The sequence below is a fragment of the Paraglaciecola sp. 20A4 genome (genome assembly GCF_011378905.1).
In the GTDB taxonomy this organism is placed as follows: Bacteria; Pseudomonadota; Gammaproteobacteria; order Enterobacterales; family Alteromonadaceae; genus Paraglaciecola.
In genome coordinates this window covers 151,390-167,440 of sequence record NZ_WTPY01000006.1, presented here as the reverse complement: position 1 = coordinate 167,440, position 16,051 = coordinate 151,390, and the positions used below count along the sequence as shown (strand labels likewise).

Annotated in this window: 10 protein-coding genes; 4 read left to right on the top strand and 6 right to left on the bottom strand. The window is 40.7% G+C overall.

Annotated features, from left to right (window positions below; genetic code table 11):
• The first annotated feature begins 398 nt into the window (after positions 1–398).
• The 4 genes from GQS54_RS09020 (at position 399) to GQS54_RS09005 (ending at position 7,478) form a co-directional block, all read left to right on the top strand.
• Complete coding sequence (locus GQS54_RS09020; RefSeq protein WP_205967688.1) at positions 399–2,714, top strand: EAL domain-containing protein; 2,316 nt, start codon at positions 399–401, stop codon at positions 2,712–2,714.
• Between the two features lie 396 nt (positions 2,715–3,110).
• Positions 3,111–4,817, top strand: coding sequence for a methyl-accepting chemotaxis protein (locus GQS54_RS09015; RefSeq protein ID WP_166423659.1), 1,707 nt, complete (start codon positions 3,111–3,113; stop codon positions 4,815–4,817).
• Between the two features lie 914 nt (positions 4,818–5,731).
• Positions 5,732–6,511: an SDR family oxidoreductase gene (locus GQS54_RS09010; protein WP_166423658.1), complete on the top strand. Its 780-nt coding sequence runs from the start codon at positions 5,732–5,734 to the stop codon at positions 6,509–6,511.
• Positions 6,512–6,650: 139 nt separating this feature from the next.
• Positions 6,651–7,478 (top strand): enoyl-CoA hydratase-related protein, encoded by an 828-nt coding sequence (locus GQS54_RS09005; RefSeq protein ID WP_166423657.1) that lies wholly within the window; start codon positions 6,651–6,653, stop codon positions 7,476–7,478.
• Positions 7,479–8,216: 738 nt separating this feature from the next.
• Here the strand turns inward: GQS54_RS09005 and GQS54_RS09000 are convergent.
• The 6 genes from GQS54_RS09000 to GQS54_RS08975 form a co-directional block, all read right to left on the bottom strand.
• Positions 8,217–9,233, bottom strand: coding sequence for a LacI family DNA-binding transcriptional regulator (locus GQS54_RS09000; protein WP_166423656.1), 1,017 nt, complete (start codon positions 9,231–9,233; stop codon positions 8,217–8,219).
• 12 nt (positions 9,234–9,245) lie between these two features.
• A complete protein-coding gene (locus GQS54_RS08995) occupies positions 9,246–10,709 on the bottom strand; it encodes an MFS transporter (protein ID WP_166423655.1) in 1,464 nt (487 codons plus the stop codon).
• A 16-nt stretch (positions 10,710–10,725) separates the two neighbouring features.
• Entirely contained in the window at positions 10,726–11,733 is a 1,008-nt protein-coding gene (locus tag GQS54_RS08990) for a LacI family DNA-binding transcriptional regulator (RefSeq protein WP_166423654.1), read from the bottom strand.
• 6 nt (positions 11,734–11,739) lie between these two features.
• Entirely contained in the window at positions 11,740–12,900 is a 1,161-nt protein-coding gene (locus GQS54_RS08985) for an aldose epimerase family protein (RefSeq protein ID WP_205967687.1), read from the bottom strand.
• A gap of 378 nt (positions 12,901–13,278) precedes the next feature.
• Positions 13,279–14,847 carry a sodium/sugar symporter gene (locus GQS54_RS08980; protein WP_166423653.1) on the bottom strand — a complete coding sequence of 523 codons (1,569 nt, stop codon included), beginning with the start codon at positions 14,845–14,847 and terminating at the stop codon, positions 13,279–13,281.
• Between the two features lie 356 nt (positions 14,848–15,203).
• Positions 15,204–15,968 carry a DUF1080 domain-containing protein gene (locus GQS54_RS08975; protein ID WP_166423652.1) on the bottom strand — a complete coding sequence of 255 codons (765 nt, stop codon included), beginning with the start codon at positions 15,966–15,968 and terminating at the stop codon, positions 15,204–15,206.
• Positions 15,969–16,051 lie beyond the last annotated feature (83 nt).

Genomic DNA, 16,051 nt, shown 5'->3' with positions numbered 1-16,051 from the left:
ATACGCGATTGGTTAAATCAATTAATTTACATCCAGTAAAGCTAAAATTACATCTTATAGCCAGTAGATTATAGAGCATAATTAACTTACAAAATCTGGACGAAATAGAAAAACAAATTTGGCTCGCCTCGACGAAGAAAACTACGTGGCTGAAGTCCATAAATTAACGAGTAACAATTATGCTTACTTAGCTACCGATGAGGATAGCCATAGTGTAATGATTGATTACTCCCCCTGTAAGCTCAATGTAGAACAAATATGTACAATTTGAAAATGGGTGTCTATTTACCCTCTGCCGTGTATATTATTTATAGTAGATTCTTTTATTTTCAATATATTAGCTAATCGCGCAGCAATATTTCCTGAGATAAATACCATGAATAGGAAGCTAATTTAGTATGACGGTTAAAATGGAACACCGCACTTTAGAAGACAAAATTCTATTGGCAATTACCGCAGCGGCAACTCTAATATTATTTCCTTTTTTTATTGCCAGTTTGTTCGCTGATGATAAAGAGCATATAGCAGTTGATCTCGTTGCGGTTGGGGGGATTTTCACTATATTTCTTGGTGTTTGGTTTACCAGCAAGGTAAAACTTTTTAGCGGTTTATTTGCTGTTCTCGCTCAGGTCACGATTTTATTAGGCATCTATATAAAAGGTGCAGGTCTAATTTATTGGATTTTTCCTATCATCATCGCCAGCTTTTATTTATTACCGACCCTCGTTGCTAGCATATTTAATATTCTTTTAATTACAGTTGCTTGTTTCATTACCTATGAGCAATTTGATAGTTTCACGTTGCCACGGATTATTGCAGCATTTGTAGTGACAAATATCTTTTCCTTGATATTTTCCATGTTTATGCAAAACAAAAATCGCCAGTTACTTGAGAAAGATAAAGTAAATCAACTACGCAATAATATTCTAGAGTCGATCGCCAGTTCAAGTAAGTTGTCAAAAGTACTGCCTGCCATTGTTCATGCGATAGAAAATGAATTCCCTGACGCTATATGCAGTATTTTGCTACTAGATGAATCAGGTAAGCACTTAAAACTCGGCGCCGCGCCAAGCTTGCCTGATTGTTATAATCAAGCACTTGACGGCTTAGGGATTGATCAAGGCTTTAGCTCAAGCGGCGCAGCGGCCTTTACCGGAAAACGCGTTATCGTTACCGATATCGCATCTCACCCTGATTGGGCTTCTTGGAAGGCATTAGCGAAAAAAGTAGAATTAGCGGCCTGTTGGTCTGAACCCATCATCGATAACCAGGGAAAAGTATTAGGTACTTTCTCTATCTACCATCGTAAAATATCGGCCCCAAAAGCCTCTGAATTCAAACTAATTGAGCAATTTTCAAATCTTGCCCGTATAGCAATAGAGCGAGAAAAAGCAGATGAAATCATCTGGCAACAAGCTAATTATGACAGCTTAACCAACTTACCGAATCGTAATTTATTACAAGAACACTTAACCACTGCGATTGCCAATGCGCAACGTGAGAATAAGCAAATCGCTATTGCTATGTTAGACCTTGATAAATTTAAAGATGTTAATGATTCATTAGGACATGGCGCTGGAGACACTGTACTTATCGAGTGTTCAAAACGTATTAAAAGTGCCATTAGAAAGAATGATATTGCCGCACGCCTAGGAGGGGATGAATTTATTATCGTACTTGTGGGGGCAAGCATACCTGAAGATATCGACAATATTGGCCAGAAACTATCAAACACGCTAGCACAACCTTATATCATTGAAGAAAAAAAAGTTTATTGTACTGCCAGCATAGGTATTGCATTTTACCCAGATGATGCACTAAGCATTGACGGACTGCTAAGAAACGCAGATCAAGCTATGTACCACGCAAAAATACGCGGCCGCAATAGCGTTCATTATTTTACTGATAATATGCGCGCTGACTTTATCAAGCGAATGGAAATTATTCAGGACTTACGCATCGCTATTGCACAACAACAATTCTATATGGTTTATCAACCTATAGTGAACTTGGCAAACAACCAAATAATGAAAGCCGAAGCACTTATTCGCTGGGAACATCCTGAAAAAGGTTTGATTTCACCATTGGACTTCATTCCTATTGCGGAAGAAATAGGGCTCATTGTTGAAATCAGCGATTGGATATTCAATGAGGTTTCGCAACAAGCAAAAAATTGGCGAGAAAAATACGGTAATGGTTTTTCAATAAGCATCAATATTTCCCCCCTGCAATTCCAAAATGAAGGTGAACAATTCAATGCTTGGACTGAATCACTTATAGCGCAAAATATACCATGTGACGCTATTGCGATCGAAATTACTGAAAATCTATTAATGGAAAATCAAACTGACGTTGTCGACATATTAGCTAAGCTCCGTCAGCGAGGCATTGCCATATCAATTGATGATTTCGGTACGGGCTATTGCTCTTTTTCTTATCTTAAAAATTACGCTATTGATTACTTAAAAATCGATAAAAGTTTTGTGCAGAATATGACTGCTGATAACAATGACGCTGCGCTATGCGAAGCGATTATTGTCATGGCAAAAAAACTTAATATCCATGTCATCGCTGAAGGCATAGAAACTGAACAACAAAAGCAATTACTGATACAAGCTGGTTGTGTTTTAGGGCAAGGATACTTATTGGCACGACCGCTTTTAGTCGATGATTTTGAAAAGTTACTTATTAAACAAAAAACCTACATTATATAAATTTTGGGCCTCAGACTCTTAATTCGCTATCGTTAGTGTGTGACCAAAGACCGAGCACATCATATTGCACACATTATGTTGGGCTCGGCTCTATTGTAGTTATATAACCTAGTGCACTACCGAAATAAGTCATAAATGAAGTGAGCAAATCAATACGATTTGTAATAATAAATACCCTCTTATTTTCTTGTCTTTTTATCGCCACTTTTGACTCCGTTGAAAAATAGCACACTCGCAAAAAGTGAACTGGTATGGATTCAGTAAAATTGATTAATGTTATTAACGGTAGAGTTTTCACAATAGTTAAGATTACATACCTATCTGGTTACCTTGTTCTATACTCTCTTTGCTTTTCTTATATCCATGTCTATATAAAATTAATTAACAGGGATCAACATGACTATAAAGACCCGTCTTCTGTCGATGCTCACCGCAATTATCATTTTAGTTTCTTTCGCTATTCTGTCTCAAAGTATTGCTCGCAATAAAAATATCGACCAAATGAGCAATAGCTCGGTGCGTTATCTCTCTTATCTCGTTGCCAATGAATTTCGTCAAACATCGATGGATTTAACAAAGCTAGCGCGTAGCTATATCGCCACCGGAGACCCAAAATATGAGGATGAATATTGGAATATCGTGAAATGGCGTAATGGTGAGAGTAAACGCCCTGATTCTGTCGACGCGGCTTTATATCCAGGGAAAATAAAGAAGCAAACTAATATTATGAAAGAGTTAAATTTTTCAACGAAAGAATTCGCCCGGTTAGACCAAGCAAATGAAAATTCTATTGCACTCATTAAAACAGAAACCCAGGCCATGGAATCAATTAAAGCAGGAAAAATAGTGGATGGCCCATTCTCCCCCCTAGTAGGTGAAACCATCAATGCTTTTGCTTTACGGATTCTATTCAACGATATGTACCACAACGAAGTAATGAAAATCATGGAGCCAGTTAATGAATTTTTCCGTGCACTGGATACTCGTACGGCAAACGAACTAAAGGATGCGCAAGAGGACGTTTCGTTCTGGTTGAATATAAGCCTGATTTTGCAGCTCGTCATAGCAGCACTCGTGCTACTGTTAATATTGTTTATTATTCAAGCTTTATTTAAACCACTACAACAGGCTATCAATGCGATGTTAAATATTGGTGAAGGAGACGGCGACTTAAGTAAACGTTTAAATGACAACGGTGACGACGAATTATCTGCATTAGCCCGTGGCTTTAATCTTTTTGCTAATCATATTCAAACAGTGGTTATTGAATTACGCGGAGCGATTGATGATATATCTACATCAGCAACACAATTAAACGCAACAGCGACATCAACAAACCAAGCCATTAGCGAGCAAAAACAAGGAATTGAACAATTATTAGCGTCTCTTGAGCAAATACTTCCAGCGGTTGAAGAAGTGGCTCAATATGCGATACGAGGCGTTAATTTAGCCAACTTATCAAATCAAGCAGCATCTGATGGACTGAAAATTGTTGACCAAGCCATTAGTGACATTAATCTATTGAATAATGATATTGATAATTCTTCTGGGGTCATAAATATACTCGCGCAAGATGCTAATAATATTGGTTCAGTACTAGATGTTATTCGAGGTATTGCCGATCAGACCAATCTATTAGCATTAAACGCCGCGATTGAAGCAGCCAGAGCGGGAGAGCATGGTCGGGGTTTTGCTGTTGTAGCGGATGAAGTGCGCACGTTGGCCCAGCGCACTCAAGATTCTACATCTGAAATTCAAGCAATGATTGAAAAACTGCAAATTGGAGCAAAAGGTGCAGTAGAAGTCATGGAAAATAGCAAAATTAGAACGGTAGCTTGCGTTGAGAAAACAAGAGAAACAGGCGACTCATTAAAAAAAATAACCGAATCTGTTCTGCTAATTACCGACATTAACAGTCAAATCGCCGTTGCTACCGAAAAGCAAAATGCAACAATACATGAAATAAAACATAACGTAGATACTATCACTTATCATGTAGATAGCACTGCGCAAGGTTCACACGAAACAGCAAAAAATAGCCACTTCACCACAGAACTGACGCTGAAAATCAAAGGATTAATAGACCAATTTAAAACCGCTTAATGGCTTATTAACACTAAAGCTGTAGGTTAAAATAACAGCGATGTAATGGTCGACAGCCTGCCCCTGGCCCCTGAAGCACCATGCAATAAACCAGGGGAATTCCTAACAGATTACCGCACTGCTCGACGCAGAGTTGATGCGTTTTTTTGCGGGTTCTTCACCTGCTACGCCCTTTCTAGCTAAAGTTAAGTAATATTGTTTGAACGGCTCTATGCTTGGGTAAAGTCATATTATTTAAATAAATCTACAATTTGCTACTTTTACTATCGTGGTGATGCTGTCTCGAATCTAGCCTGTTTCCAGACCGTTATCCTGCATCGACGCATGTACGTTATTTGCAAAATGTCATAACGGCTTAAATCATGATCACACTCTTACCCTGATTTTTCGCCACTACTTCGAGAAGACCTTGAGCCATAAAAGCGCCTAAACTACGATAACCGTAGATAGGAATGAATATCTTCTTGCTTAGAAAAAAGATTTTGAACGTTGACTTCTCTCTTTAAGATATTGAAATGAATTCCCAAAGAAATCACGGTGAAGATTATTTTTTAGAATGATGATCAATTAATTGGTCAACTTAAGTTATTTGAAAAATAAATTAACAAGTCATTAATTACAAATGCAAAAATATCACTCTAAACACATGATTAATATACAATAAATACCAACTTGATTTGCCCCCCTACAACCACTGATACGTTTCAACATCATTTTAGTCCGTCTGAGTTTGACTTTATGATGGAGGCTCGCGCACTGGTATTCATTCATTAATGAGTTAATATTTTGTGAACCAAACGTTTGGAACATCTAAAATTGTTCAGTAATGCTCAGTTAAGGTGTTGCCTAAAACCGTTTACTCAATAGAAGTCCTAGACCAAATATATTAAACATAAATATAGGGGAGATACCTTTTGGAACTACAGAATAATATTGTGGTAATTACAGGAGCCGGCAGTGGAATTGGACGAGCATTAGCCGTTCATTTTCATGCACAAGGCACGAAAAAAATTGTGGCCGTGGATATCAATTTAGGTAACGCTCAAGAGACTGCTGACATGGTCAATGGTGTTGCCATGATGGCCGATGTAGCTAAAGAAGTTGACATCGCTAGGGTGATTGAAGAGACCGAAGCCAACATAGGCCCCATCGATCTGTTTTGCTCTAACGCCGGTGTTGCTTTAGGAGAGAACATCGATTCCCTTAATTCTGAATGGCAGGCATCGTGGGATATCAATGTTATGTCACATGTCTACGCCGCACGACACTTAGTACCGCGTATGGCCGCAAGAGGCGGTGGTTATTTTTTAAATACCGCATCTGCTGCAGGTTTGCTTAATCAAATTGGTGGCGCTGCTTACGGTGTAACGAAACACGCTGCAGTAGGCTTCGGTGAATGGTTAGCTATTCACCACAAACACGAAGGTATTAAAGTTTCTATACTGTGTCCTCAAGCCGTGCGAACCGCCATGACAGCTATTGAAAACGATGCCACCGCAGCAGCGGCGAGCAATGGCATGATCGAACCCGAAGAGCTTGCCCAATGTGTTGTTGAAGAACTGCGCAAAGAAAGTTTCCTGATTTTGCCTCACCCTATTGTGCTGGAATATATGCGTAATAAAACGTCTAACTACGATCGATGGATTGGCGGTATGAATAAACTTATGCGTCACATTATGGGTATTGGAAAATAACAGAGCAGAGTGAAATACGTTTTGCTGTGGGTGCTGTGGCAGTTGAAATTAACGAAGGTTTGTAAGCGTTATGCGCGAGTATACCTATTTGCATTTGTGCAATATAAATTAAAGTCAGTTAGAGAATAGAGGAATTAAAATGAGCTTTTCATCTAAGGTATTAAGTATCGAAAAAAATGGGCAGGTTGGCATACTTTGGTTAGACCGTGAAGCCAAATACAATGCACTGTCTACAGAATTGTGGTCAGCCATTCCTCAGGCGCTTGATACGCTGTGTGAAGACGGAGAAATAGGTGCGATAATTCTAGCGGGTCGCGGCAAGCACTTCTGCGCCGGTATCGACCTAGTAGAAGATGGCTTAAGTGAACATAAAAATGCTAAAGCACGTTCTAAAGCCGAAGCCAATATTCAGCAATTAGCCAATACTCAAAAATTTCAGGCGGCCATTACTGCCATCGCGGACTGTGCAGTACCTGTTGTAGCTGTAGTGCAGGGAGTCTGTTTAGGTGCAGGTGTAGATCTGATTACTGCCTGTGATATTCGCATAGCCAGTGCATGTTCCGTATTTAGCGTACGTGAAACACGATTGGGTCTAGTAGCTGATGTGGGCACTTTGCAACGTCTGCCAAAAATACTTAATGCTGGTCATGTTGCGGAGTTAGCATACACGGGTAAAGATATTAAAGCCGACCGTGCTGAGAAAATTGGTTTGGTCAACGATGTTTACGAATCAGCAGAAGCGACTATGGATGCGGGTATGGCTCTGGCAAATGAAATTGCCGCTAATTCCCCAATGGCAGTGCGCGGCACCAAATTTATTCTGCGTAAGTCAGAGAATATGACCGACGAGCAAAGCTTAATGTTAAATGGAATGTTCACAATGATGACCAGTTTGCAGTCGAATGATTTACAAGAGGGCATTAAGGCGTTTGCAGAACGCAGAGCGCCGAAGTTTACAGGTAGCTAAACAACCAACAGAATGATAGTTGTTTCGACTGTCATTCTGTTGAATTTCCACCTTAGCAACTTAATAAGTCCGGGATTGAATATAGTTGCTAAAAGTAGCAATCAGGTAGATTCCCATAATAGAAATATTTAAATTTTATACCTAAACAAAGCTTGCTGGGTATTCCCTGTAATCCCCCATAAAGTCGTATCCGACTTTATTACTAATCACATCTAAAAATATTATGTGCGAATAAGTAATAAAGAGAGATTCTAGTTTTACATTTGATAAATTAATTATCGCTCTAGGAATAATGCCAGTGGTTGCTTCTGATTAGTTTATCGACCTTGGTAGTGATGCTATTACTTTGCGCTGTGGATATCCTTATCATCAACCAAGTGCTACTGCTAAAGCTGTTGATACAGAGATAATTTCACTTGGGTAGGTGTAATCGTTCAGGTCAATTAGGTGCAATAGCGTTGCCTGTGACAGACTCGTCACGCTCTCGTAATGGCAAAATCCGCTATGCTCCTGCAAATATAGACTCAACTTTCACTGCAACAATTACTGGTTATTAATTTAAATTCTGTTGAAAGCGTATGTATTTGTCTCTTCATCGAACACCACTTCTAAGGTGTTAACATTACCAACTAAGATGATGTCTAGGGTCAATCCACCACTACAATTGCAAAAAATGCCTTCGCGCTGAAGTCATCAATAACAGCATATCTCAGTGCAATTAGGTCATAATTGAAATAATCAGCCTATCTTTTGCACAGACTGCCTTACAATCAATTCTGGTATATATTTATGCTCATCAGGGCGAAACTCTAGTTGCTCAGCGCTATCGCCCTTACTCAACCTAAGAGCCAGCTCAGTCGCTTTCATGGCCATGTCTTCAATAGGATTATGAATAGTAGTCAGCTTAGGCTTCATGCATTGGGCCAATATAAGATTGTTGAACCCCATCACCGACACATCGCTTGGAACACTGAGACCGTGGGCTTTTAACATGGATACAGCACCCACAGCAATGGCGTCGTTATAAGCTAAAATAGCGCTGAACTCCATGCCTCTGGCGAGTATATTTTGCACGGCGATTTCCCCCCCTTCATAAGTAGCGGCACCCTGCTCAAGCATTTCAATTTCGTAATGCACAGGGTACTTAGCCAACTGGGCTTTAATGCCCTCAAGGCGCTGTCGAGTATTATTTTGAATACCATCAACACCAATTACGACAATTTTCTTATGACCTTGCTCAATAATATGGTCAGCCATTAACGCCCCACCCAATTTATCATCAAGCCAAATACAACGATTTTCGATTTCTCTAATATGCCGATTAAGCAGCACTAAGCCTGGTATTTTTCGAGCATACTCAATCAAGGTTTTATCATCAATCATGGCGCTGTGTACTACCAACGCCTTATACCGGTGTTCAAGTAACACCTCTATGGCATTGAGTTCACTGGTTCGGTCAAACGCACCTGAGTTAAGAAAGATTTGCAGGTCTTTTTGTACGGCTATTTTCTCTATCCCGTGGGCCATTTTGGCAAACAAAGGGTCGGTTAAATCAGCTAATACAATGCCGATAGAAGCGTTGTTCTGCACATTGATCGCTTGAGCGTTTGCGTTTGGCTGGTATTGCATTTCGCGCATAATACGTTTGATTTTTTCGCGCGTTTTAGCACCCACTTTGGGGCCGTTGTTGATCACTCGGGAAACGCTAGCTGGTGACACACCAGCGGCTTTTGCTATATCTTTAATCGTCGGCATAACACGCTCACTTTATGTTTGGCCCAAAGCATTTTTAGTTTGGCAAGACGCCATTTGATGTTCTGCTAAAGGATAAATTTTTACGATAAAAAGTGACAAAAAACACAGTAATAAGGGTCCTCCAGCTAAACAAATCCGCATCCACAATATACTGTCAACGCTTTGCTTGGCACCAGCGCTTGCGTCAAAACCAACCGCATTTAACAATAAACCTGAGCCGACCATGCTGATAACAACACTGAAATTAATGACTTTGTTCTGTACTGAAATAAAATAACCAACTTTATTCCGCCCTGACAACGATCGTTCATAAGCGCATAAATCGGCTAGCATGCTGGGAATAATAACTGAAATTGCCACCCAAGAAGGCGCACCAAGTAAGGCATCGATGACGACGCCCCACTCATGGCCTGGCTGATATATAAACCATTTTAATATCGCTCCCAATGCCGTTATCCAGTATATGATACTTAAAGTTCTAAGTTTACCGAGCTTTAGGGTTAACGCAGCAAATAGCGGGATCATCACCAGTGTCACTATCGCAAAGGTAGACGACAAAATCCCCTTCCAGGACGCACCTTCAGCCAAATCACCATCTTTAACAAAATAGACCAATAGGTAAAAGTCAAAGCTGGTAAAAATAGCGATAGCACCAAATTTAATGAGGGTCAGGCTGAGCAATAAAAACAATGCACGTTTAACGACCGTATCATCAACTGGTGCGTTTACTGGCATAGTCGATAACGCTGAATTTCTGACGGACAGTTTGTTGTTTTTCCGATCCGTAATAAATAGCTGATTTGTTAGGTGAACGGGCGTTTTATTAGCAGCACTATTTGTAACCATAGGCTTAGTAACTGAAAACCATGCCGTTAATACAGAAAAAAGACCTATCAATACGATACCAATAAACCAGCCCACGTATTGGATGCCTAAGTAAATACTGCCCCACACAGATAATTGCGCTAACGGAAACAACCAAAAATAGGCAAAGGTCCCTATCCGCTCAAACAACGAGCCGAACGCCATAACCTTAACACGTTGTTTTTCGTCAATACTGAACTCAAACGCTAATGATTTCACGTTTATAGTAAGAAAGGTAAGTCCAATGCAAAACATAAAATTAACCAATAGTACATACATCAACGTCGCGTTGTTGCTCCACTGGTTTGGTGCCATCCAAATAGCCCCAAATAACAATCCGCAAGCAATACCAGATACGAGTAATATTCCCCTTCGATTGCCTTTTCGAGCATTAATGCCATCCGACACCTGCCCCACTTTTTGGCTGATAAAGGCAGCAAACATAATAGGTGCGGCGATCACCAGGCTCAGCCAAAAAGGGTCAATCCCTAAAGTCATTTGAAAGTATGGTATGGCCATAGCACTTAGGCTTTGGTTAGCAAAAAATAATGCTAAAAAGCCAAAACCAATAGCCATTTTATGTTGGCGAGGAATATCCGGCAGATTCAGCATTTAGCAATACATATCATTAGCACTTCGTGGCTGATTCACGCCTAACAAGGAATGGTTTGTATTGGTAACCTTTACCGATTTGTATAACAGAACTGTCTTTGGCGATGAGGCTCAAAGCTAATTCGGTCGCCTTACGCGCCATGATGTCGATAGGGTATTTAACTGTGGTTAATTTAGGCATACAGTATTTAGCAAGCAAAACATCATCAAAGCCGACTATCGAAACGTCATCAGGAATATGCCTGCCTAAATCAGTCAGTGCGGATATCACACCGGTTGCCATGGCATCGTTGTAACACAATACTGCACTGAATTTTATACCCTGGTTAATTAGACTTTCAATGGCTTTTCGCCCACCGGCGTAATCCGGTGAACCATGTGCAATATGATCATCTGGCAAGGTAATATCATGCTCAGTGAGAGATTGCCGGATACCGGTGAGCCTATGGGTAGCATCGTAAACACGTTCTTTAGTTGAGATAACCACTATGTTTGAATGCCCCAGCGATGCAATATAATCCGCCATAACTTTACCGCCACCGATATTGTCAAACCACACGCAGCGTTCGCTGATTTCTGGAATTAATTTATTTATCAGTACAAAGCCCGGAATTCGCTGGGCTAACTCAACCAACACGTCATCAGCTAAGGCCTTACTGTTCACTACCATCGCTTCACAGCGCTGAGCCTGTAAACTTTTTATCGCCATCAATTCTTTTTGCGCATCTAATGAACCAGTACTGACTAACACCTTGAATTTACGCTTTCTAGCAACATCTTCGATACTGCTGGCCATTTGTGCGAAAAATGGATCAGCCAATTGAGAAATGACCACGCCGATAGTATGAGTACTTTTACTGACGAGTGCTCGGGCGTGAGCATTTGGCCTAAAGTCGAGTTCAGCGATCGCTTTTTCAATCCGCATTTTCGTTTTAGGGCTTACCACTACGGTTGCACTTAACACCCGAGAAACGGTGGCCGGCGACACACCGGCTAATTTTGCTACATCTTTAATAGTGGCCATTTAATATTACTGCCTGATCCCAAATCGATAGAGGGTAGTTTCTGAGTAGGTTTTCCCAGGTCTTAACAGGGTTGAAGGAAAATTAGCCTGATTAACAGAATCCGCAAAGTGTTGGGTTTCCAATGCAACCCCGTGACGATGCTTCATGGGCTTACCCTGTTTGCCAATTGCACTGCCATTCATAAAATTTCCGGTATATACGTGGACCCCAGGCTGAGTAGTCAATATCTCTAACACCCGGCCACTGCCGGGCTCGAAGAGCTGGGCTTGATAATGCAATTTACCATCATATTGGTTAAACACCCAAGTGTGATCAAAGCCGCCATAGACTTTATCCACTCCGCCTGCCAATTTTAACTGGCTATTGGGTGTTATCAGGCTTTTTTTCAACGTGACCGGAGACGTTAAATCAAAAGGAGTTCCTAGCACACTGACTAATTTACCTGTAGGCAGTAAACCTGCTTTAACTTCGACAATGCTGTCAGCTGCTATACGCAGTTGGTGCTGTTCGACATTGCGTTTTTGATTGCCTGCCAAATTAAAATAAATATGCGAAATAAGATTAATCGGCGTCGCTTTATCGCTGGTTGCACTAAATGTAACGCTAAATTCATTATCGTTATTTAAGCTAAACAATACGCTTATTTGGGCATTGCCTGGATAACCTTCTTCACCATCGGGTGATAAATAACGCATTTCAACTTTTTCGTCTACTTGCTTAGCTTGCCACAGTTTTTTATTAAACCCCTGCTCGCCTCCATGGGCGTGGTTGCCTTTGTTTCCGCCATTAGTTTTAACACTTAGCTGTATTTTTTTGCCGTCTATATAAAAACGTCCACCAGCAATACGGTTAGCGAATCGTCCTACTGTTGCGCCGTTGTAACAGCAGTCATCCACATATGCTTGTGCACTGTCGTAACCTAGAATGACATCCTCTAATTTGCCGTTCCTATCAGGCACATTGATTGACGTCACATATGCCCCCCAATTAGTTAAGCTAACCTGCATGCCATTTTTATTTTCCAAGGTAAATTGCAGAATGTTTTGCCCTTGATAATGTCCCCAAACCTCTTTACTCACCGTTACTTGTTCACTATTGGCAAACGCACTGGCATTCACAATAACGGTCGCTAATAGTAATAGCACTAAAGCCGTTGACGTAACCAAGCGAGGCCCTAAGCACCGCCTAAAAACAGCAGAAAAGATAGTCAATTTGATACTCAGAGACGGCTTCAAGATAAAATAAACTATACGTCAAAGTAATTAAAAAACCAATCAAATGAAATCGGTTTACCTAAATAATCGATCAAATGTAAATTAGTTGTATCCAAGGGTATAGGTAATTATTGCGAGGAGTATATGTATTACTGGGATATCTAACACACGTCAACATCCCTTAAATACACTAAAATCTAGGGTTATTGACAGTCATAAATTCATCATGAAAAATCAGTGTTTGATTTTAAAACTTACAAATAAAAAGAAAAATAAACTAATTGTTATATGCAAAAAAGGCTGCAAATATGCAGCCTCAATTAATTGCTGTTACCACCAAGTAGCGTATAAGCCTATTAAGATCAACACACATCCAATACCGGCGATATTGAAACCTTTTGTAGTGCTAAAACTTACGTCGCTTATACTAACACTCTGATCATTTTTCGGTGCTGATTCACGCAAAGATACGACATAGGTCAATGCTAAACACATCAAAAATACAATGCCGATACGATCCATAAACGGTATCTCAGGTAAGAATACCGCGAACAGCACAGAAAACACTGCAGATCCAATGGCAGCAGCAAGTGCACCTGTGGAAGTAGTGCGCTTCCAGAACATACCCATTAAGAAAATAACGGTTATACCAGGAGAAAACAGCCCTGTAAATTCTTGAATATATTGAAATGCCTGCTCTGATTGACCAATTAAAGGTTGGGCGACACACACCGCTATAATGAGTGAAGTAACGGTTGATATACGTCCCACGTTAACGTAGTGATTTTCGTTTTCCTGATGGCGTATTGGTCGATAAATATCCATGGTAAATATAGTGGAGATACTATTTGTCATCGAGGCTAACGATGAAATGATGGCCGCCACTAATGCCGCAAACACTAATCCTTTGATCCCTACTGGCATCAACGACATCATCGACGGGTAAGCCTGATCTGCTTTTTCAAGATCAGGAAATAAAATTACCGCGGCAATGCCGGGTAGCACGACAATAATGGGCATTAATAACTTTAAATATGCAGCGAAAGCAATACCCTTCTGCGCTTCTTGAATACTTTTTGCTGCCAATGCGCGCTGAATAATGTATTGGTTAAAGCCCCAATAACCGACGTTCATTACCCATAAACCACCCACTAAAACCGAAATACCTGGTAGGTTCATATATTCGCTATTGTCAGGGCTTAGGATCATATCGAAATGGCCTGGCACTTTTTCGGTCAATATACTGAAGCCTTTGACCACTCCTTCCCCACCGGAGATTTGCTGCAATGCTAAATAACTAAGAAAGAATCCACCAAAAACCAGTAGTACAACCTGAATAATATCTGTATAGGCAACTGCTTTAAGGCCGCCGTAAGTGGAATAAGCAACAGAGAATACCGCTAGAAAAATCATGCCATATAACCAGTCAATACCGGCTACGCTTTGAATAGCTAAGCCACCTAACCACAACACAGAAGTTAAGTTTACGAAGATAAACACCCCTAGCCAAAACAGTGCTAAGGTAGTTTTCACTCGGCTATCGAAGCGCTGCTCCAAATATTGAGGCATGGTATAAATACCATTCTTAAGGAAGATAGGTAATAAATATTTGCCAACCAAAATCAAGGTAATTGCTGCCATCCATTCATATGACGCAATTCCTAAGCCCAGTGCAAACCCTGAACCTGACATTCCGATAATTTGTTCAGCAGAGATATTAGCCGCAATTAAAGAAGCGCCTATTGCCCACCACGGTAGTGACTTGCTAGCCAAAAAATAATCTTGGGTTGTTCTATCATGAGATTTTTCGTCACGAGAAATCCACAGGGCTATCGATAATAATCCTATGGCATATACAATAAATACGCCCAAGTCTATCGGGTCGAGTGAGTAGTTCATTTATTATTATCCTTACATATGTTTGTTGAAACTTAACACTCAACCCTATGACCAAGGCGAGTACTCTTTTTAGAACAACCTGCAAGTTGGTGCAAAAAGTATGACGTAGCACTTAGCAGCCTTTTAAGTGCATCAAAGTATTTCAGGCGAAAAACTATACGCGAGCCAAATACAAAACACCACCGATAATGAAATCGGTTTACCTTATTGTAATAATATCTTTATGCGAATTGCTTTGATTGCTTTTTGCTCACCCAAACGAAGAGATTCTGCCTACCTACCTAGACCTTTAAGCCGCACATAAAAAGAGCCGCGCATGCGGCTCTTTAATGATCTACAACTATCTCGCGTTTGGGTTACAACTCGCGTACCCAAATATTACGAAAGCTAACTAAGTTGCCGTGATCTTGTAACTGAAGCGGTGCACAACCATGAGCCTCATAGCTAGGTGCGCCGATCCATTCTGTTTTTCCTTGTATCTCGGTGTGGTTTTGTAACAACACGCCGTTATGCATTACTGTCACGTATCCAGGCTGGTTTAATTCTTTGCCTTTAAAACGTGGGGCTGTGTATATAATGTCGTAATACTGCCACTCACCTGCAGGACGCATTGCATTTGCAAGAGGAATAGTTTGTTTGTATACACTGCCAGCTTGACCGTTTGCGTAAGTTGGATTCTCATATGAGTCAAGGACTTGCACTTCATAACGCTGTTGGAAGAACACCCCACTATTATTACGTTGTTGCCCTTGCATGCCTTCTACTTGGGTCGGTGTACGCCATTCCATATGCAACTGTACGTCACAGAAATTTTGCTTAGTTTTAATATCACCAGCGCCAGGTTTAACCGTTAATACGTCGCCGCCAATGCTCCACTTAGCTTCGCCACCTTTTAAGGCTTCCCATGCGCTCAAGTCATCGCCACTAAATAACACTATGGCATCTGACGGTGCTTTGCCGACCGGAGTAGATACACTTGCAGGCACAGGTTCCCAGACTTCGGTTTTTTCAGCTAACTTCTCGCGCTCAGCCTGAGTCTGCTCAGCTTGAGCGTAGCTACTTATGACAGCTGAACTGGCAAGAAGTAACGTAAGGTTGAGCAGGGTTTTATATTGCTTCATGATGTAATCCGTCTTGGTTAAATTCTTTTTACTAAGCATCGCTTCCCCGTTAAAGTGATTAACAAGGAAGCTAATTTTCTTAG